The sequence below is a fragment of the Aeromonas sp. MTB genome (genome assembly GCF_056632455.1).
In genome coordinates, this window is sequence record NZ_CP147026.1 from 2,491,009 (window position 1) to 2,511,246 (window position 20,238).

The 20,238-nt window shown below is 57.2% G+C and carries 11 protein-coding genes and 5 pseudogenes; 9 read left to right on the forward strand and 7 right to left on the reverse strand.

Annotated elements, in window-relative coordinates:
- Positions 1-71: 71 nt before the first annotated feature.
- From phnX to phnW, 4 genes and pseudogenes are all read right to left on the reverse strand, one after another.
- Positions 72-911: a phosphonoacetaldehyde hydrolase gene (gene phnX / locus WBR25_RS11435; protein WP_447836436.1), complete on the reverse strand. Its 840-nt coding sequence runs from the start codon at positions 909-911 to the stop codon at positions 72-74.
- Positions 904-1,535 (reverse strand): annotated as a pseudogene (locus tag WBR25_RS11440) (aminotransferase class III-fold pyridoxal phosphate-dependent enzyme). Before WBR25_RS11440 ends, phnX begins: the two are co-directional and overlap by 8 nt.
- Positions 1,499-2,314: an aminotransferase class III-fold pyridoxal phosphate-dependent enzyme gene (locus WBR25_RS11445; RefSeq protein ID WP_479747955.1), complete on the reverse strand. Its 816-nt coding sequence runs from the start codon at positions 2,312-2,314 to the stop codon at positions 1,499-1,501. The pseudogene WBR25_RS11440 and the gene WBR25_RS11445 overlap by 37 nt, the downstream one beginning before the upstream one ends.
- A pseudogene (gene phnW / locus WBR25_RS11450) lies at positions 2,311-3,450 on the reverse strand (2-aminoethylphosphonate--pyruvate transaminase). The gene WBR25_RS11445 and the pseudogene phnW overlap by 4 nt, the downstream one beginning before the upstream one ends.
- 293 nt (positions 3,451-3,743) lie before the next feature.
- On the opposite strand from phnW, the gene phnR reads away from it, so the two are divergent.
- From phnR to WBR25_RS11480, 6 genes and pseudogenes are all read left to right on the forward strand, one after another.
- Entirely contained in the window at positions 3,744-4,451 is a 708-nt protein-coding gene (phnR, locus tag WBR25_RS11455) for a phosphonate utilization transcriptional regulator PhnR (RefSeq protein ID WP_479747957.1), read from the forward strand.
- 120 nt (positions 4,452-4,571) lie between these two features.
- Positions 4,572-5,591 (forward strand): putative 2-aminoethylphosphonate ABC transporter substrate-binding protein, encoded by a 1,020-nt coding sequence (locus WBR25_RS11460; protein WP_139440599.1) that lies wholly within the window; start codon positions 4,572-4,574, stop codon positions 5,589-5,591.
- Positions 5,592-5,863: 272 nt separating this feature from the next.
- Complete coding sequence (locus WBR25_RS11465) at positions 5,864-6,958, forward strand: putative 2-aminoethylphosphonate ABC transporter ATP-binding protein (RefSeq protein WP_479747960.1); 1,095 nt, start codon at positions 5,864-5,866, stop codon at positions 6,956-6,958.
- Positions 6,955-8,690: pseudogene (locus WBR25_RS11470) on the forward strand (putative 2-aminoethylphosphonate ABC transporter permease subunit). The gene WBR25_RS11465 and the pseudogene WBR25_RS11470 overlap by 4 nt, the downstream one beginning before the upstream one ends.
- An 18-nt stretch (positions 8,691-8,708) precedes the next feature.
- On the forward strand, positions 8,709-10,115 hold the full coding sequence (locus WBR25_RS11475; RefSeq protein ID WP_479747962.1) for an FAD-dependent oxidoreductase: 1,407 nt from the start codon (positions 8,709-8,711) through the stop codon (positions 10,113-10,115).
- A 563-nt stretch (positions 10,116-10,678) separates the two neighbouring features.
- On the forward strand, positions 10,679-11,743 hold the full coding sequence (locus tag WBR25_RS11480) for a hypothetical protein (protein ID WP_479747964.1): 1,065 nt from the start codon (positions 10,679-10,681) through the stop codon (positions 11,741-11,743).
- A gap of 93 nt (positions 11,744-11,836) precedes the next feature.
- Here the strand turns inward: WBR25_RS11480 and WBR25_RS11485 are convergent.
- The 3 genes and pseudogenes from WBR25_RS11485 to WBR25_RS11495 form a co-directional block, all read right to left on the reverse strand.
- A pseudogene (locus WBR25_RS11485) lies at positions 11,837-12,883 on the reverse strand (IS481 family transposase).
- Positions 12,884-13,006: 123 nt separating this feature from the next.
- Positions 13,007-13,768, reverse strand: coding sequence for a M90 family metallopeptidase (locus tag WBR25_RS11490; RefSeq protein WP_479749906.1), 762 nt, complete (start codon positions 13,766-13,768; stop codon positions 13,007-13,009).
- Between the two features lie 76 nt (positions 13,769-13,844).
- A complete protein-coding gene (locus WBR25_RS11495; RefSeq protein ID WP_479747966.1) occupies positions 13,845-14,282 on the reverse strand; it encodes a GNAT family N-acetyltransferase in 438 nt (145 codons plus the stop codon).
- A gap of 348 nt (positions 14,283-14,630) precedes the next feature.
- Between WBR25_RS11495 and WBR25_RS11500 the strand changes: the two genes are divergently transcribed.
- From WBR25_RS11500 to WBR25_RS11510, 3 genes and pseudogenes are all read left to right on the forward strand, one after another.
- Positions 14,631-16,130, forward strand: coding sequence for an alanine/glycine:cation symporter family protein (locus WBR25_RS11500; RefSeq protein WP_005360093.1), 1,500 nt, complete (start codon positions 14,631-14,633; stop codon positions 16,128-16,130).
- Between the two features lie 290 nt (positions 16,131-16,420).
- Positions 16,421-17,680: pseudogene (locus WBR25_RS11505) on the forward strand (replication endonuclease); the annotation flags it as partial.
- Between the two features lie 240 nt (positions 17,681-17,920).
- Positions 17,921-20,221 (forward strand): ATP-dependent nuclease, encoded by a 2,301-nt coding sequence (locus WBR25_RS11510; RefSeq protein WP_440016962.1) that lies wholly within the window; start codon positions 17,921-17,923, stop codon positions 20,219-20,221.
- Positions 20,222-20,238 lie beyond the last annotated feature (17 nt).

Consider the following 20,238-nt stretch of genomic DNA (forward strand, 5'->3'; position numbering starts at 1 on the left):
AACACGCCCCCGGATGGGGGCGTGTTGTATCTAAAGCCAGCCAAGCGCTTTTGTTCGACCAAACAGATGGCCTACGGCCGCTCGCCAGCAGCCAGACGGCGGTTGATATCGGCGATAACCGGGGCGATGTCGGCCAGGGTATCAATCACGTAGTGCGCCCCCGCCGCCCGCAGTTTGGCCTCGGCCGGTGCGCGCCGGGCGGCGATCTCCGCCTCGCTCATGGCGGCAAACTCTTCCCAGGTGGCGCCAAACTCGTTGCCGGAAACCGACAATCCCACCGTCCACATGCCCGCGTTCAACCCTTCGCTGATACCCGGCACGGCGTCATCCACCTTGATGCAGCGATGCACCGCGCTCACTCCCAGCTCAATTACGTTGGCCAGCGCCATCCAGGGGCCGGGGCGACCACCGGCTTTGAGGTCATCGGTAGCGACCCAGTGATCCGGGCGATAGCCGTGATCGGCCGTGGCCGGTACCAGCGCCTCCATCACCGGACGGGGGTAACCGGAGCAGGAGCCGATGCGCAGCCCCTGCCCCCGCAGAGCGTCCAGCACCGCCAGCACACCGGGGATGGGGGCGGCAAAGCGGGTCACGGCGGCGATCTGTAGCGGCATAAAGGTGTGATAAATGTGATCTACCTCAGCGTGGCTCATGGGGTGGCCAAAGCGAGCCTGCCAGCGCCCATCCACCGAGGGGAGACGCCCCAGCGCGGCGATATGATCCCACTTGCCAAGGCCCATGGGTTGGCGCGCCTCATCCAGGGTCACGGGAAAGTCATAGGCGCGGGCGAAGGCCTCGACGAAGATGGAGGTGGGGGCGAAGGAGCCAAAATCGACGACGGTACCGGCCCAGTCGAGGATCAGCGCCTCTATGTCGGTGGTCGGGTCTACAGCGATCTGCAAATCAGTCATGGTGATGTTCCTGTTTCGGTGAATATGCGATCTCGCCAAGGGCGCGATCAAGAATGGTGATGGCGCGCACCAGATCGGCGCGGGCGATGTTGAGCGGCGGCGAGAGCTGGATGACGTTGCCCTGGGAGACCTTGAAGCTGAGCCCCAGTGCCAGACAGCGGTAGAGCAGCCGCTCGGCGGCCTGGCTATTGCGGGTGCGACTTTGGTGATCGACCACCAGATCGAGCGCCCAGAGCAAACCGATACCGCGCACCTGGCCGATCAGCGGGTGGCGCTCGGCAAGCTTACCTAACTCGGCGGCCATAAAGCGGCCATCCTCCTGCACCTTGGCCAGCAATCCCTCTTCACGGATGGTACTGATCGTGGCAAGCGCCGCCGCGCAGCCGATCGGGCTCTTCTCATGGGTGTAGTGACCCAAAGAGATGGCCGCCGCCTGATTGAAACGATCGCGGGTGATGAGCGCTGCAAATGGCACCACCCCACCCCCAACCCCTTGCCCAGGCAGATGATGTCGGGCTCGATGCCGAATTCCTCGAAACTGAACCAGTGGCCGGTGCGGCCCAGCGCGTTGGGAATTTCATCAGCGATCAGCAGCACCTTGTGGCGATCGCAGATCTCCCGCACCCGCTGCCAGTAGGCTTCGAGGGCACTTGCACGTCGGTGTTGCGGATGGGCTCAGCGATAAAGGCGCCAATGCCCCCTTCCTTTTCGATGACGTACTCCAGATAGTCGGCGTAGTGCAGGTCATCTCCCTCCCCTCGATACCAGACACCGCGATAACGGGTGGGCGGCGGGATGCGCTCCACCCCTGCCATCAGCGGGCCCATACCGGTGCGAAAACAGGCCTCGCCGCCGACCGAGATGGCATCGAGGGAGGCGCCGTGAAAGGCATCCCACAGGGACACCACTTTGCTGTTGCCAGTAATAAAGCGGGCCAGCTTCAAGGCAATCCCCACTACCTCACTGCCACCGGGGGCGAACAGCACCCGGTTGAGATCGCTGGGGGCCAGCTCGGCTAAGGTGCGGGCGCAATCGATGGCGACCTGATGGGTGTAGCGGCGGGGTGTAAACGGCAAGTCGGCAAGTTGCTGCTGCACCGCGGCCACCACCTTGGGGTGGCCGTGGCCCAACTGATGAATGCTGTTGCCGTGAAAATCGAGGTAACGCGCACCCGATGCGCTGGTCAGCCAGCTCCCCTGCGCCCCCTCAAGCAGATCGAGACAGGGGGTAGAGAGGGCCTGATGGAGAAAGTAGCGGCTATCTTCCGCCAATCCAGTCTGCACCGCCTCGCTCTGGCCCGCCCACCAGCGTGCCCGCCCCTCGCCGAGGTTGATATCCCCTTCGCTGTCGGCGCGGCCACTGCCGTGCAGTAGATCTCGCCCCTGAACCGGCAGGCTGGTCATCGCGCGTCCCCTTGCCAGTAGCAGGCGCTGGCCATGGCGGCGAGCAGCGCGCGCACCCGTACCGGGGTCACATCGCCGATATTGCCGATACGGAAGCAGTCAGCTTGGGAGACCTTGCCTGGATAGATGACAAAGCCCTGCGCCTTGAGCCGCTGATAGAAGTCGGCGAAGCAGTAGTCAGGGTGGGCCGGAGAGTAGAAGGCGGTGATGATGGGGGATTGCCACTGCTCGGGCAGCAGTGGCGCAAAGCCGAGGGCAGCCATCCCCGCCACCAGCGTGCGCTGGTTCTCGCGGTAGCGCTGATGGCGGGCGGCAATGCCCCCCTCTTCATCTAACTCACGCAGTGCCTGAGCAAAGGCCAGCACGGTGTGGGTGGGCGAGGTAAAACGCCACTTACCCCCTTGCTGCTCCATGGTCTGCCACTGGGCATGCAGGTCGAGGGAGACCGAGCGGGCGCGACCGGCGCAGGCCCAGCGCGACGCGGCGGGCAATGACGAAACCAAAGCCCGGCACCCCCTGAATACACTTGTTGGCAGAGCTGATGAGAAACTCGATGCCAAGGCGGCCCATGTCGATGGGGATGCCGCCAAAGCTGCTCATGGCATCGACGATCAGGCGAATGCCGCGGCGCTGGCAGAGCGCAGCCACCTCCTCAAGGGGTTGAGCATGCCGGTAGTGGTCTCGCAGTGCACCATGGCCAGATGGGTGATCTCGGGGTGGCGTGCCAACATCGCCTCGATGGCGGCGGGTTCGGGGCGGGTTGTCTCGCCGCAGTCCAGCTCGTGGTGACGCAAGCCAAGACAGCGGGCCATCTCCCCCATGCGGGCACCGTAGGCGCCGTTGTTGATGATCAGCAGACACTCATCGACGCCTATCGCCGAGCCCAGCACGCTCTCCACCACATAGCTGCCACTCCCTTGCAGCAGCACGGCGCTGTAGTCACTTTCATATTCAGGGCCAGTTGCAAGCCGCACCAGCTCGCGGCGAATGGGCTCCACCACACCCTGGTTGTAGTCCGCATCCCAGGTGCAGCTGTCTTGCAACATGGCGGCGCGCACCGTCGCGGTGGTCGAGAGGGGGCCCGGGGTCAGCAGCAGGTAATCGACGGCGGCGGGGGCCGCAGGAATATGGGTCATGACTTCGCTCCTTTTGGTATATACCAGAATAAGCGCATTGTGGGTAACTGCCCCGCCAAGGTCAAAGGGGTGGGGCTACGTGCAACAAAAAATTCATTTTCAGCGCAGGGATCGCGATAATCTAGGAAGCCTGAACAGCAGGGGCGATTCTGGTATCTACCAACGCATTTTTATGTCGCCGTTTAACGGCCGGGCAGATGACCTGCCCTGTGCCCAGCCCATTGCCCAATGCCCAATGCCCAATGCCCAATGCCCAACTCATTGCACAACTTATTGCAAAACCAGGGATTTTTATGAGCAAACCGCAATATCTGCAGATCAAGGATGCCCTCGCCAACCAGATCCTGGCGGGGGGTCTGGCCCCCAACGACAAGCTTCCCTCCGAGCGGCTGCTGGGGGAACTCTATGGCACCACCCGGGTTACCATCCGCGAGGCACTGGTGCAGCTTGAGGCGAACGGCCTTATCTATCGGGAGGATCGCCGCGGCTGGTTCGTCACCCCGCCGCGCTTTCGCTTGAACCCCAGACGCACCTCCAACTTTCACCAGATAGTGCGGGAACAAGGGGGCGAGCCGCGCACCGAACTGCTGGAGAAAAGCCGCCAGGCGGTGCCGCCCGCGTTGATGACGCAGTTGCAGCTCAAGCCGTTTGACAGCCTCTTTTTGCTCAAGCGACTGCGCTACGCCAACGGGCGTGCCATCTGCTACTGCGAGAACCACTGCCTGCCTGAGCGGGTGCCCGGCCTGCTGGCACTGGATCTCAACGGCAGTCTGACCGAGATCTACCAGGCCCATTACGATCTCCACTACGCCCGCATGCAGGTGCGCTTTTTCCCCACCGCCCTGCCGGACGAAGTGGCCAAGGCGCTGGGAGCCACCGCCGGCCTACCCGCCCTGCGCCTCGAGCGGCTCAACTTCGATCAGCACGGCCGGGTGCTCGACTTCGATCTGGAGTACTGGCGCCACGACAGCCTGGAGATCGAAGTGGATACCCAGGATTAGTCACGGACAAATCAGGAACGACAAAACGTCACGGGGCTGTCACGGTCACGTCATAAAGATCCCCTAGCCTCTCTCTCGACCAATCTGGTTTATACCAAACCAATTTAACTGGAGAAGAGGATGAAACAGGGAACCCATCTGCTGGCCGCCGCCGTGCTGGCTGCCATGACCGCCCCGGCACTGGCCGCGACCGATCTCACCGTCTACACCGCCTTCGAACCGGAGCAGCTCAACGAGCTGAAAACCGCGTTCGAACGCCAGCATCCGGATATCAACATCAAATGGGTGCGTGACTCCACCGGCGTGGTCACCGCCCGCTTGCTGGCAGAAAAAGCCCAGCCCAAGGCGGATGTGGTGTGGGGACTGGCCGCCACCAGCCTGATGCAGCTCGATCAGCAGCAGATGCTCAATGCCTATGCACCGAAAGGTCTGGAGAAGCTCGACAGCCGCTTTCGCGACAGCAAGGCCGAGCCGCACTGGATCGGTCTGGACGCCTTCTTCAGCGCCATCTGCTTCAACAAGGTAGAGGCGGAGAAACAGGGGATCCCGGCCCCCACCAGCTGGGCCGACCTCACCAAGCCCATCTACAAGGGCAAGGTGATCATGCCCAACCCCAGCTCCTCCGGCACCGGTTACCTGAGCGTTGCTGGCTGGCTGCAGACCATGGGCGAGCAGCAGGGCTGGCAATTCATGAACGGCCTGCACCAGAACATCGACCGTTACACCCACTCGGGCTCCGCCCCCTGCAAGCTGGCCGCCAGCGGCGAGACGGTGATCGGGATCTCCTTCGACTTCCCGGCCACCAGCCTCAAGGCCAAGGGTGCCCCCATCGAGGTGGTGTTCCCGAAAGAGGGGTCAGGTTGGGATATGGAAGCTGCCGCCATCATCAAAGGCACCCCCAAGCTGGATGCCGCCAAACAGCTGCTCGACTTTGCCGCCACCGAACAGGCCAACGCCCTCTACAACAAATCGTTCGCCGTGGTCGCCATACCCGATGTGGCCCAACCGAGAGCGGGCTATCCGGCGGATATCAAAGGCCAGATGATCGACAACGACTTTAGCTGGGCAGCCCGCGAGCGTAACGCCATCCTGGCCCAGTGGAGTGCCAGCTTCGACGGCAAGACCGAAGCCAAGCAGTAAGCGTGAAGAGCGGCGGTTTGTTCACGCCAGACACACCGCAGCCAATAAACTGCCAGTCGAAGGCCAACAGGTGTTGGCCTTCGCTTTTTGGTTTTAACTTCCCGAGTGTGTATTGTCTTCAATTAGCGACGCTTCGCCCATCCACACAGGGCCCAACCACTTGCTGGCGACCCGATGTCATTTGACTGTCATCAAGCTGTCATCCCCCGATCACCTGACCGTCACACTTCACCCGCAAACTGGTATATACCAAATCAGTAGCGAGTCGAACCATGACCCAGCCCTATCTGGACATTCAACATATCAACAAGCAGTTCGGTGCTTTTCAGGCCCTCAAGGGGATCTCTCTGACCATTGAGTCGGGGGAGTTTATCTGCTTTCTCGGCCCCTCCGGCTGCGGCAAAACCACCCTGCTCAGAGCCATCGCCGGGCTGGATCTACCGGACAACGGCGAGATCTGGCAAGGAGGGCGCAATATCTCCCGCCTGCCGCCCCAGGAGCGCGACTTTGGCATCGTGTTTCAGTCCTATGCCCTCTTCCCCAACTTGACGGTGGCCCAGAACATCGCCTTCGGCCTTGAGAATCAGGGGCTGGCGCGGGATCTCATCAAGGAGCGGGTCGATCACTGGCTGGGGCTGGTGGATCTCACTGCCCAGTCCCACAAATACCCGAGCCAGATCTCAGGCGGCCAGCAGCAGCGGGTGGCGCTGGCCCGGGCCTTGGCCCTCTCCCCCGGCCTGCTGTTGCTGGACGAACCGCTCAGCGCGCTGGATGCACTGGTGCGCACCCATCTTCGCAGCGAGATCCGCGCCCTACAGCAGCGCCTTGGCATCACCACCATCATGGTGACCCACGATCAGGAAGAGGCGCTGACCATGGCCGACCGCATCGTGGTGATGGAGGGCGGCCGCATCGTACAGGTGGGCACTCCGCAGGAGATCTACCACCAGCCTGCCAGCCGTTTCGTAGCAAGCTTTGTCGGTACCATGAACTTCCTCGAGACCCTGGTGCTGAGCCCCAATCAGGTGCGCCTCAACGAACAACCGCTGCAACTCGCCAATCAGGCCGCAGCTGGCAGCAAATTGCAGGTGGCGATCCGCCCCGAGGCAATCACCCTGAGTGCGCCGAGCGAGCCGTATCTTGGGCAACATGGCGTTGAAGCAACCATCGATCAGGTGGAGTTTCTCGGCGCTGCCCAGCGTCTTATCTGCACCGCCGACACCTATCTGGGCCCGCAGCAAATTCTGGTGGAGCGCCCGACCCACGAGCTACCCCGCCACGAACAGGGTGGTTGGCGCAGCGGCATGCGCTGCTCGCTGCACTGGCCTGCCGGGGCGATGCAGCTGTTTGAAGGAGAGCGCCCATGACTGCCCCCTTTGCGACCTCTTCCCTGCTGCCGCCAGCGACAGCCCGGCAAGACTCTCGCTGGCAGCGGCTTTGTCGCGGCTGGAGCCGGGATCAGCTGCTGCAACTGTTCCTGCTTGCGCTCGGCATCGCCCTGCTGGTGGGGGGCCTTTTGCTGCCGCTGCTCACCATGCTGCAAAAGAGCCTGCAGGATGAAAATGGCCTCTGGATAGGCCTTGCCAACTTCAGCGCCTACTTCGACTCCCCCATCTGGGGCGCACCATAGGCAACACCCTCTGGCTCGGGGTGCTGATCACCGCGCTGGTGGTGACCATCGCCTTTGGCTACGCCTATGCCCTCACCCGCACCTGTATGCCGGGCAAGCCCCTGTTTCGCCTCATTGGCCTTATTCCGCTCTTGATGCCCTCCCTGCTGCCCGCCATCAGTCTGGTCTACTGGTTTGGCAATCAGGGGATCGCCAAGGGGCTGCTCGGCGGCGAGAGCATCTACGGCCCCATCGGCATCGTCATTGGTCTGGGCTTCTGGTGCTTCCCCCACGCCCTGATGATCCTTATCACGGCGCTCGGTCAGAGCGACGCCCGACTCTATGAAGCCTCCCGGGTGCTGGGCAGCAGCGGCTGGCGCACCTTTGTCACCGTCACCCTGCCTACCGCCCGTTATGGCCTGCTCAGCGCCGCCATCGCGGTCTTCACCCTCACCATCTGCGACTTCGGGGTGGCCAAGGTGATTGGCGGCCAGTACAGCGTGCTGGCCACCGATATCTACCGGCAGGTGATCGGGATGCAGAACTTCTCGCTGGGCGCCGTTGCCAGCGTCACCCTGCTGCTGCCGGCACTGTTGAGCTTTGCGCTGGAGCACAGAGTGCGCAGCAAGATGCAGGAGCAGAGCAGCACCAAGGCGGTGCCCTATCAACCCAAACCCCATCGGCTGCGGGATCTGCTGGCGCTCGGTTGGTGCACGCTCTGGGCCCTGCTGTTTCTGGCGCTGGTGGGGATGGCCGTTTACGGCTCCCTGGTGCAGTTCTGGCCCTACAACCTCGGGCTGACGCTGGATCACTACGCCTTTGACAGCAACAGCGTCTACGGCTGGCAGCCCTTTACCAACACCTTGCAGCTGGGCCTCTATACCGCGCTTATCGGCACCGTGCTGGTGATGGTGCTGGCCTGGGCGCAGGAGAAGGGGCGCCACTTCGCATGGCTTCGCCAGTTGCTGCATCTGCTCGCCATGCTGTCGCTGGCGGTGCCCGGCATGGTGCTGGGGCTCGGTTACATTTTCTTTTTCAACGGCAATCCGCTCTTTGGCGGCCTATACGGCACTCTGCCGCTGATGGTGCTCTCCTGCGTCATTCACTACTACACCGTGGGCCATATGACGGCGCTGACCAGCCTCAAGCAGTTGCCCAAGGAGCTGGAGCTGGTGGCCATCTCATTGCGCATTCCGCTCTGGAAGGCGTTCTGGCGAGTCACCCTGCCCGCCTCCCTGCCCGCGCTGCTGGAGATCTTCATCTATCTGTTCGTCAACGCCATGACCACCACCTCGGCAGTGATCTTCCTCTATTCGAGCGACAGCGTGCTCGCCTCCATCGCCGTGCTCAATATGGAGGATTCCGGCGATACCGCCGCGGCCGCCGCCATGGCCACCCTGATCCTGCTGGCCGCCGCCACCGTCAAGCTGCTCCAGCTCTTTTTAAGTCGCGCCCTGCTGGATCGCACCCAGCGCTGGCGCCACCAATAACCTTATCGAGGAGTCATCATGTCCACTCTCCCCTTCTGGCTGGCCGAGGCGCTCGCCGCCGAACAACCCGCGCCCCCCAAGCCACTTCACGGCCACCACGAGGTCGATGTCTGCATCGTCGGTGGCGGCTTTACCGGGCTGTGGAGCGCCATCGCCCTTAAACAGGCCGAGCCCCACCTGCACGTCATAGTGCTGGAGAAAGATCGCTGCGGCAGCGGCGCCTCCGGGCGCAACGGCGGCTGTTTGCTCACCTGGTCGGCCAAGTATTTGACGTTAAAGCGCCTCTTTGGCGAAGAGCAGGCCGCCTGGCTGGTACAAAGATCCGAGCAGGCGGTACACGAGATCGCCCACTTCTGCGAACAGCACAGCATAGAAGCGGAGCTGAGGGTCGAGGGCACTTGCTACACCGCCACCAGCGAGGCCCAGCGCGGCCTGATGGAGCCGGTATTGCAGGAACTCAAACGCGCAGACCTTAACCAGTGGCAGGTTATTGAAGAGGGTGAACTGGCGAGCCAGTGCGGTTCCCACGTTCATCTGGAGGGGCTCTACAGCCCCCACGCGGGCTCGGTGCAACCGGCGCTCTTGGTGCGCGGCCTGCTGCGGGTAGCGCGGGAATTGGGGGTCGAGGTCTATGAACACTCTCCCATGCAGCGCCTTGAGGCGGGCCAGCCGGCACGGGTGCAAACACCGCAAGGTGAGGTGCGTGCCCGCAAGGTGGTGCTGGCCCTCAACAGCGCCATGGTGCAGCACTTTCGCGAGTTTCGCCGCAGTATCGTGCTGGTCTCCTCCGATATGGTGATAACCGCCCCCGCGCCGGATGCACTGGCCGCCCAGCAGCTTGAGCACGGTCGCAGCGTGGTGGATGGCCGCACCTTTGTCCATTACTATCGCACCACCGCGCAAGGGCGGCTGATGCTGGGCAAGGGGGGCAACACCTTCGCCTTTGCCAACCGCCATCTGGCCGAGTTCGATGCCCCTAGCCGCTATCTTGCCCCCCTCACCCGCACCCTGCGCCGCTTCTTTCCGGCGCTCAAAGAGGTGCCCATCGCCGCCAGCTGGTGCGGCGCCTCCGACCGCTCGGTGGACGGTCTCCCCTTCTTCGGCCACTGGCGAGGGCAGCCCAATATCGTCTATGGCCTCGGCTACTCTGGCAACGGAGTGGCCCAGAGCTGGATCGGCGGCCAGATCCTAGCGGCTTTGGTGCGCGATGAAGTGCGGGAGGAGGACAAACCGTGGCGCGAATGCGCCCTAGTCAGCGGCCCGCGCGGCTATTTTCCGCCCGAGCCATTCCGCTGGCTGGGGGCCATGACGGTGCGCAATGCCATCCGGCGCAAAGAGCGAGCGGAAGATGAGAACCGCCCGGTGGCCTGGTATGACAAACAGCTGGCCAAACTTGCCGATGCGGCGGGCAAGGCGGATAAATAGCCCGGTCATAGAGGGCAACCATTTCCCATACTGTTCGCCCTACAGCCAATTTCTTGAAAATGCCGACCCGAGGGTCGGCATTTTTACAGGTGAAATTTGAGGGAGCATTATCGCCACGCGTGATCCGCTGATGGGCCCCTGTGGCGGCAGGGTTGAGATAGCGTGATGTGTAGGTTGGAGCAGAGCGTAGCGAAGCGAAGCCCAACAGGCGAGCATGATTGATAGGCATATTTCACGGTAAACGTTGGGCTTCACTTCGTTCGGCACCAACCTACCCTTTTTAGCCCAATATACGAGATAAAAACTGTACTACTCATCAACAAAAATGACTTATATCAATAATTTATTTTGTTTTTTGATTTTTTTGTTTTCAGGAGTTTCATACGCCAAAGAGCTCAGTTAACACGCCTCATTTGAAAATCATCACTTCGGTCATCGATCTTTATTTATGCTAATCCTCACCCACTAAAATCGGGGATAACTAATAATGACTACGTAATATTTAACAAATTAAAAATATACAACATACAGAGCATTCTAAAAATAACAAGGGATATATAGCCGTGAATACTAGCATTACTTCCAATACTTATGACGATGAATCAATCACTGTATTATCAATACCTGTCAGCAAAAGAGACTTAGGTGGCTTTATAAGTGATCTGCTAGGTCAAAAACAATCTCTTGAAAGAACTTACGATGTTACATTTGAAATAGATCACTCATGGCTTATAAATTTACATGAGATGATAGATCAACGTATTTCACAACAAGCAAACTCACATTTAATAAATTTTACTGCTGTTGTTTACTTCGACAATGGGGTAAAAAGAACTATCACAACAGTTAACTCATTTCGCGCTTATAATGAAACAAAACCAGAAATTTCAAACGGTGTGAAGATTGTCTGGGAATATCTTGTTCAATTTCCTAACCGGCCTCACCCAGAAAAACAACAGATTTCGTTTACTGCCTTAATTTACAATAAAAAACCATCAGAGAAATCTCTACTCGTCGAGAGGTACACGGATCTTTTCCTATTTAGCACTAAAGATTCCCTTATTAATATTCAGATTGACCATACAGAACGGACATGGGATGATGATATAGAAAACATTATTTCCACCTGTATTAAAGAGGTCACAGAATCTCGCCGTTTGAGAGATACGATAGTTGAATTATCCCGACTAATTATGGCATTGGCTATATTCGGACTAATGACATTTTATCCTATCTATAACGAAATAAATTCTGGAAATGATGCACTACATACCCTACAACAAGAATACCAATCTCTTATAAAAATTGAAAATATTGATATTTCGATCATAAATAAAAAACTAGACACTATATTTGATGCTGTCTCTCAGATTGAAGCGTCAAAAAGATCAAAGACTCTTTGGTGGCTGGCCTGCCTATTTTTCGCACCGATAATCACTGCCTTGTTTTTAGCTTTCACTAGTAGCGCACGACAATCACATGTATTACTTTCCAGCAAAGCAATTAAGTTAAAAGACTCTATAGATAAGAAAAGTAAAAACACTACGATAATTATAATATTTTCATATGTTGCAAGTATTGCCGCTGGAATTATAGGTATCTATGGCTTCATGTTTTTGACAAAATAACTTCAATGGTAATATACACTCGTAAGCTGGTGTAAAAAAATACCTGTACAGTTCTAGTTATCACCTAACACCGGCCTCAAACCGGTGTCTTGTTTACGCTACTTTAGTGCGCACTTCCTTCGGTATCAATTTCAGACCCTTTTTGAACATGCTGTAGGGGGTTTGACCCTCCATCATCCTGCCCTGATGTGGCCGCTGGGTGTTGTAGTGTTCCAGGTAGTTATCCAGGTCTGTCGCATCTGCTCTACCGACTCATACCAGGTCGTCCTCCCCTTGATACGGAAGTGTTCATCCAGCAGTGTGCGATGCAGCCGCTCGATAAAGCCGTTGCTCTGCGGCCTGCGCACCTTGGTTGTCCGGTGCTCAATCCCCTCCAGTTGCAGGAACAGCTCGTAGGGATGGTGGTCTGGGCGCCCACAGAACTCGCGCCCGTTGTCCGACAGGATGGTATAGACCCGCGCCTCGTGGGCCTCGAAAAACGGCAGCACCGTTTCATTGAGCACATGAACCGAGGTCACCGGCAGCTTGCTGGTGTAGAGCCGTCCCCAGGCGTGGCGACTGTAGCAGTCCAGCACGGTTTGTAGATACACCTTGCCAACCCCTTGAGCGCGCCGACGAAGAAGGTGTCGACCGCCACCAGTTCTCCGGTGTAGTGAACCTCAATCTGGCGTTCTCGGAACTCTGGACTGAATCGTTCTAACAGGCGAATTTGCTCGTCATTGAGCTCAATGGTCTGCTCACGGTGAGTTTTCTCAAGGCGCAGCAAGCGGTCGTGTTTAGAGAGAAAGTCGTGCCGTTGCCACACGCCACGCACACCGCCCGCACTGACCGCACTGACATTGATGCCTTGCAGAGCCAGTTCTTGCGCGACCCGCAGCGGGCCTTGAGTTGGTCTGGTGAGGGAGTAATCGAGGATGGCTGTTCAATCTCGGGCGCAACCCGGTTGGGATGAGCCCCTTTACAGCCAGGCAATTTGTCAAGCAAGCCCTCGGCGCCATAGGTCTGGTAATTACGGCGAATTTCGTAGAACTGCTGACGGCTGTAGCCGATGAGCTTGCAGGCTTTGCTGACGTTATTGAGCTCTTTGGCGAGCTCTAGCAGGCTGAGTTTGCGACGTGCTACTTTCTCGTTGGTGGTCATACGGTGACTCCGGATAACACGGTAGGATTACCGGTTTGAAGCCGTATGACCACTCCCTACCATCTCCATACTGACCACAATTAAGCATTTCCACTGTTTTACCACTTTTGTTGTGCATTGATGTCACAGAACTCCGTAACCTCCCTCCCCCGCCAGCAAGCGGGTCGCGGGGAAACGCAGTGCGGGATCTAGGCTAAAGAACTGGCTCAGTTGCCGGTATACCGCGGGATAGACCTGCTGCAGCCGCAGCGGATCGGTAAAGAAACATTCGCAGCTGACGGCGAAAAATTCCGCGGGATGTTCGGCGGCATAGGGATCAATATCGGTCACTTCGTCCCGGTCGAGTTGTTGGCAGAGCGCATCGAAGGCGGCCTGAAAGGCCTGCTGCCACAGCTGGCTGCTCATCGCCCCCGGCAACGGCGGCGCACCGTCCGCCTCACCGCCCAGCATATCGAGCTTGTGAGCCAGCTCGTGGATCACCAGATTAAAGCCGTCCCAGTCGCCATCTTGCTGCAGTTCGCTCCAGACCAGCACCAGCGGCCCTTGCGGCCAGGATTCGCCGGCGTTCTCCTCTTCAAACTCGCTCACCAGCCCGAACTCATCCTGCACCTCCTGACGCCGTGTCACGGGCTCGGGGATGATGATGATTTCGTGAAAGCCGCGATACCAGTCAAGGCCGAGGTGCAAGATGGGCAACGCCGCCTGCAGCGCCAGCACCGCCTGTTGACGGCGGCTGAGCTCGACCCCGATCAGGGTCAGGGTCTTGCGCTTGAGCAGCTGTTGCCCCAAGCCGATAAGCGTTGTCTGCTCGGTGTCGCTGAGCCCTTGCAAGATGGGCACAGCCACCAGCGCCTGACGCCACAGCGCCAACTCATCCTCACTCATGGGTGTTTGCGGGCGACCACCCAGCCATTTGAACCATCCCAGCACGCCTACTCCTTCTTTTGATGCAAACAACAGGTCACAGCAGTTTGACGAACCGTTTCGGCCGCTCCAGATAATCCTGCGCCAGATAAAAACGGTGGGCCTCCTCGCGCTTGAGACTGCTGGATAGCTCCAGCTGGGCGCAACCTGCGGCCCGCGCCATTGCTTCAGCTCCCTTGAGCAAGGCTGCGCCCACTCCCGCCCCTCTTGCCCCTTCATCGACAACCAGCGCCGAGATCAGGCCCCAAGCTGGTGCAACATGCAACGGTGCCAGCTTGTGCCACACCAGCACGCCGACCACCTTGTCGGCCAGGGATGCGAGCAGCACAACGCTCGCGGGATCCGGCGCCAACAGGCGTGCCGTCACGTCAGCGCCTTCGGCAGGATACCCCAATTGGCTGAACAGGTGGGCGATGGCACTCCCGTCGTCGGCCTCAGGGGGACGGATCGTCAAGGTCTCAGGGTCATTTTTCATTGTTGGCCTCATGTTTGCTTTCCATTGTGTTACGCCCGTCACATTGTCTGGCGCAGATCAACAAGGAGGATCTCATCTTTACTCATAGAAAACGCTGCCTGCCATTATCCCCCCACCCTTGTCAATTCACAAATTTGCAACAAGGCAACATTTTTCGCTGGGAAGCACCGATACAACTCGATATGTTACAAGCCATGCATGGCGCGTGTTTGCGCTCTGCTTAACCCCTCAACCTCGTGCTCATTTGTTAACTGGATTGTTAACAAACAGGGCCGAAGACAGTGACAGAGAGCGAGGCCAAGATCTCGCCAAGACAGCGCCACAAACACAACAAAGGAGTTGTTGTACATGAATGAAATCGTCAATGCCATCAATGGTGTAATCTGGAGCCCTGCGCTCATCTACCTGTGTCTGGGGGTCGGTCTTTACTTCTCCCTGCGCACCCGTTTTTTACAACTGCGTCATATCAAAGAGATGGTGCGCCTGATGTTTGATGGCAAGAGCACCGATGCCGGTGTCTCCTCCTTCCAGGCGCTGGCCATGACCCTGGCCGGTCGCGTGGGTACCGGTAACATCGCCGGTGTGGCCACCGCCATCACCTTCGGTGGCCCGGGCGCCCTGTTCTGGATGTGGATGGTCGCCTTCCTCGGCGCCAGCTCCGCCTTCGTGGAGTCCACCCTGGGTCAGGTTTACAAAGAGAAGATCAACGGTGAATACCGCGGCGGCCCGGCCTTCTACATCGAGAAAGGGCTTGGCATGAAGTGGTACGCCTGGACCTTCGCCATCGCTACCGTCTTCGCCTGCGGCGTGCTGCTGCCGGGCGTGCAGGCCAACTCCATCGGCTCCAGCCTGCAGACCGCCTTTAATATTGATCCGAACGTCACCGCCGCCGGTCTGGCGCTGCTGCTCGGCTTTATTATCTTCGGCGGCGTCAAGCGTATCGCCAGCTTCGCCAGTACCGTGGTGCCCTTTATGGCGCTGGGCTACATCATCGTGGCTTGCGTCATCATCGCCCTCAATATCGGCCAGCTGCCGGGCGTGATCCTGCTGATCTGGAAGAGCGCCTTCGGTCTGGATGCCGGTTTCGGTGCCATTCTGGGTCTAGCCATCATGTGGGGGGTAAAACGCGGGGTCTACTCCAACGAAGCCGGTCAGGGTACCGGGCCGCACGCCTCTTCTGCTGCGGCAGTGAGTCACCCGGCCAAGCAGGGTTTGGTTCAGGCGTTCTCCGTCTATATCGACACCCTGTTCGTCTGCTCCGCCACCGGCTTTATGCTGCTGATCACCGGCCTCTATAACGTACAAGGGCCGGACGGCGCCGCCATCTACACGGGGATTGCCGGTATCGCAGCAGGCCCGGGCTATGTGCAGACCGCCATGGAGAGCATGATGCCGGGCTTTGGCAGCATTTTCGTGGCTATCGCGCTGTTCTTCTTCGCGTTCACCACCATCGTTGCCTACTACTACATCGCCGAAACCAACATCGCCTACATCAACCGCAAGATTAATCGCCCCTGGCTCACCTTCTTGCTGAAGATTGCGCTGATGGCTGCCACTGTCTACGGCACCGTCAAGACGGCGGATCTGGCGTGGGGCATGGGTGATATCGGGGTTGGCCTGATGGCATGGCTCAACATCATCGCCATCCTGCTGCTGCAAAAGACCGCCTTCACCTGTCTGAAGGATTATGAAGCGCAGCAGGCACAAGGGATTGACCCCGTATTCCACCCGGAAAAGCTCGGCATCAAGAACGCCGATTACTGGGTGGGCAAACGCTCCGAAGAGAACCTGGAGCGGGAGAAATCGGGCCATCAGTTCGAGCCGGATCAGGATCGCAAGACCTCTTGAACCAGAACGACATAAGAGATCAATAAAAAATGGCAGCCTCGGCTGCCATTTTTTATTTATTTAATTTCAACAAGTTACATTCAAGCCAAGGAATTAAGTACCACACAAGGGGACACTTTTGGACGTGAAAAGACACCAAAATTGGCAAAATGTGGACACTTTTTTCTGCCCATTCCCGTGGGAAATAACGCTGGTTGAAGATGGTTTTCCAACGGGTTAAAGCGGACAGCGTCATTGAGATAATCCGGTGCAAAGTGGGCATAGGTCATCGTCTGATGAAATATCAAGTGGCCGCCCTCAAACGGTGGAACGCCCCCGTCTATGGATTTCGCGTGTGCGAGGCTCACCACGACGGCACCCCGCACTGGCACCTGCTGCTATTTATGCGCCCGGAAGATCGCAACCGGGTGATCGGCATCCTGCAACGCTATGCCCTGACCGATGACCATGACGAGCTGGTACGGGATATGAAGGGCGCCCCACCCTTTACCGACTTTACTCCCCGCTTCGACTGGAAAGAGATAGATCCGGCCAAGGGGGATGCCGCAGGCTATATCGCCAAATACATTGCCAAGAACATCGACGGCGCCTACCTGGACGATGACGAAGAGGCCGGCACTGCCGCCGATGAGGGCGCCCTTCATGCCGTGGCTTGGGCCAGTTGGTGGGGCATTCGCACCTTCCAGCAGATCGGCGGCGCCCCGGTCGGGGTATGGCGCGAGCTGCGCCGCATCAGCAACGCCAAGAAGAATGCCGAACTGGTTGGCCCACCCAAGCCAGTGCTGCAAGACCCACGCTTTGAGGCAGCCCGATTTGCCGCTGATAACGGCATCTTTCGCTGCTACCTGCACGCCATGGGCGGCGCACTGGCGACCCGTGCCGAACATCCCATCAGACTGGCCCACCTCATCGAGGAGCAGGCCAACAGCTATGGTGAAGACATCAAACGCCTGATGGGCATTACCTCCGCTCGCCTTGGCATCAAGACCCGCCTGCAAGGGTGGGAAATTGTGCCCGCCGGCACCCATGAAGCCAGGAAAGCCGCCGAGGCTGCAGCGAGGGGGGTTGGGGTTAAGACGGGCGACAGCCCGGCACCTTGGAGCTCTGACAATAACTGTACGCGACCAGATCCTGATGCCTTCACAGACCAGATCATGAGGGAACAATGGGGGTTATCACCCTTCTCTATCGACCGATTGCGGGGTGGTGCCAGTGTCAGCACGGACGGTTTCACCCTCTGGCTAGAGAACGGCCAGCTGCAATCTTGCAGATCGCTACCAAGCGAGCCGGATTGGCAGCTGGAGGGACTACAGCCTCCCAAACAGGACCAGCCGGATGAATACGCACTACCAGAAGGCGACCCGGACTGGCCGATGCTGGTTGAGTTGTGCGGCGAGGTCTACCAAGCACAAGGCCACGCCGAGACACACCGCTGGATCGAGATGCTGCCTGAGCCCTATCAGTCAGAGATGTGGCGGGTACTGGAAGGGCTGGATACGCCGGAGTGGGTGCAAGAACAAGACGACTACAGCAAACAGGAATGGGAATAATAACGTAAGCAACTATAACCAAGGCGCCAGTCTAGTCACCAATGTGTTTTTCTTTCTCACCAACTAAGTGTCTAAACTGGTTGAGTCGATTCAATCGCCTCGCATACTTATTGATCTCTGGGCGTCAAATAGATACAAAGTGCATGTGGATACGATGAGATTCAACTTTCACATACTGGACTTGGTTCTTCATCGAATCGATTTCATCTATCACTTGCTATCAATGACACGGGGGTTTTCTTGCATCTTCATTCGTATAGGCTGAGTAATTTTCGCCGTCTAAAACGCGCTCATATTGAGTTAGCCAAAGATATATCTATATTCGTCGGTTCGAATAATAGCGGAAAAACATCAGCAACTCAGGCCATCCATTCGTTCATTACTGGTGGAAAGGACCGTTTTAACCTTTACGACTTTAATTCTTCATGCTGGGACGACTTTGAGACGGCTGGGAATATTAATTTAGCAAACCCGCTCCCTCCAGATTTCTCGCTTCCAAGCATAGACCTTGACCTCTGGTTCGAGGTCGCAGCATCAGATCTCTATCTAGTGATTCCTTTGCTTCCGAGTACAGCTTGGGAGGGAACTCAAGTTGGAATACGAGTTTCCCTGACTGCTCGAGACCCATTGGAGCTAATTAAAAACTATCAAAATGCCAAAGCACGAGGTGCAGAGCAGGTAGCTGAACTGCCGCAAGGTTCACAATATACCCCTTGGCCCCGTTCTATGACCGAATATCTTCAGCAAGAGCTCAAAAGTGAATACGAATTGCGTTATTTTATATTAGATCGTAATCAATTTGACGCAAACTTCGATGAAATCAACGATTATATCCCCAACGAGTTAAGTGGAGAACCAGGTGGCGGGGCAATTCTGAAATCACTCATCCAGATCGACAATCTCAGTGCTCAGAGACACCTTGCTGACCCCAATCTTGAAGGAGGTGGTCGATCGGAAGACCTGTCAAAACGCCTTAGCCGTTTCTACAAACGTAACCTGAGTCAGCGACAGGACGATCATACGGCGCTCAAGGCACTATTCGACTCAGAACAAGCACTGAACGTTCACTTAGGTGAAGTTTTTGAACCGTTGCTTAATCGACTCGCTAGACTTGGTTATCCTGGCGTCAATAATCCCCAACTAAAGATCATGTCAGCGTTAAATCCAGCTCACATAATGAGCCAAGACGCTCAAGTCCATTACCAGATCGGAAATGGAGCCAATGCAGTCACACTTCCAGACAGTTACAATGGGCTAGGATTCAAAAATTTGATTTATATGGTTGTTGAGATTCTTGACGCACAAGCAAGATGGGCAACCATGGAGAACCGCCCTCCACTGCATCTAATCTTCGTAGAAGAGCCGGAGGCACATCTCCACGCTCAACTACAACAAGTCTTCATTCGGAATGTTCTCGAATTACTAAAAGTCGAAGGTGATGATGAAAATATCTTCGGCAGTCAAATGGTTATTACAACCCATTCACCGCACATTCTTTACGAGCGAGGATTCAAACCAATTCGCTATTTCCGGCGCAAAAAAATCGACACGGAGCAGCAGACTGAAGTTCTTAATCTATCCGCTTTTTACCAAGCCCAGCCACATGACCGTGATTTTCTAGAGCGATACTTGAAGCTGACGCACTGCGATCTTTTCTTCTCCGATGCAGCTATCCTTGTGGAAGGCAATGTAGAGCGGTTGCTCTTGCCCATCATGATCAAGAAGAGTGCAAATACTCTACGTTCTGCCTGTCTCTGTATTCTGGAGGTAGGTGGTGCCTTCGGGCATCGCTTCCAGTCGCTTATCGAGTTTCTCGGCCTGACAACATTGATTATCACCGACATTGATAGCGTTGCTCTCGTTGTTCCTGAAGCAGATGGTGAAGTTGGCAATGAGGAAGACGTCGAAGAGTTTGAAGTGCCCGCAGATTTGGATGCAACTGCAGAAGAAGGGACAACTTTATCAACCGATGAAACTATTACTTCTACGCCGAAGAAGTACGGCAAAGCATGTTTGCCAAGTGAACCTGAGGCTGCTACCTCGAATCAAACTCTCATTAAATGGCTCCCCGGGAAACGCACGATCGAAGACCTACGGAATGCCGACGATGCAAGCAAAACGCTCGAGCGTGCAGACGGTTATAAGGTCCGTGTGGCCTATCAGACTGAACGCCCAGTCACTTACAACGGCGTTACTGAAACCTTGTGCGGGCGAACACTAGAGGAGGATTTTGGTCTAGAAAACCCCGAATGGACTCAAGCTGAGGCAAGAAAACTACTCGGCTTAATCGTGAAAGGGGGTCCTGACAGTCCTACTGCTCTTGCCAAAGGTCTTCATAAAAATGTTTCACGTAAAGGCTTCGATAAAACGAAATTTGCACTCGCAGTTCTGACCGAAGACGATGCCACGTGGAATGTTCCCAAATACATCCATGATGGACTTGTTTGGCTGAAAAACGCTGTCCAACTTGAAGTAGAGCCCATCTCACCGAATCAGAATATTAATACCGCAGTGGTCGTATTAGGAGGCGAGAATGAGTAGCCGGGCGAATAAACCGG

Excerpts from the sequence above, each read along its gene's own strand:
- WBR25_RS11495 (WP_479747966.1), bottom strand. The coding sequence starts at position 14,282 with ATGAAAAATGACCCTGAGACCTTGACGATCCGTCCCCCTGAGGCCGAC.
- WBR25_RS11490 (WP_479749906.1), bottom strand. The coding sequence starts at position 13,768 with ATGAGTGAGGATGAGTTGGCGCTGTGGCGTCAGGCGCTGGTGGCTGTG.
- WBR25_RS11465 (WP_479747960.1), top strand. The coding sequence starts at position 5,864 with ATGACCCAGCCCTATCTGGACATTCAACATATCAACAAGCAGTTCGGT.
- WBR25_RS11500 (WP_005360093.1), top strand. The coding sequence starts at position 14,631 with ATGAATGAAATCGTCAATGCCATCAATGGTGTAATCTGGAGCCCTGCG.
- WBR25_RS11475 (WP_479747962.1), top strand. The coding sequence starts at position 8,709 with ATGTCCACTCTCCCCTTCTGGCTGGCCGAGGCGCTCGCCGCCGAACAA.
- WBR25_RS11445 (WP_479747955.1), bottom strand. The coding sequence starts at position 2,314 with ATGACCAGCCTGCCGGTTCAGGGGCGAGATCTACTGCACGGCAGTGGC.
- phnX (WP_447836436.1), bottom strand. The coding sequence starts at position 911 with ATGACTGATTTGCAGATCGCTGTAGACCCGACCACCGACATAGAGGCG.
- phnR (WP_479747957.1), top strand. The coding sequence starts at position 3,744 with ATGAGCAAACCGCAATATCTGCAGATCAAGGATGCCCTCGCCAACCAG.
- WBR25_RS11460 (WP_139440599.1), top strand. The coding sequence starts at position 4,572 with ATGAAACAGGGAACCCATCTGCTGGCCGCCGCCGTGCTGGCTGCCATG.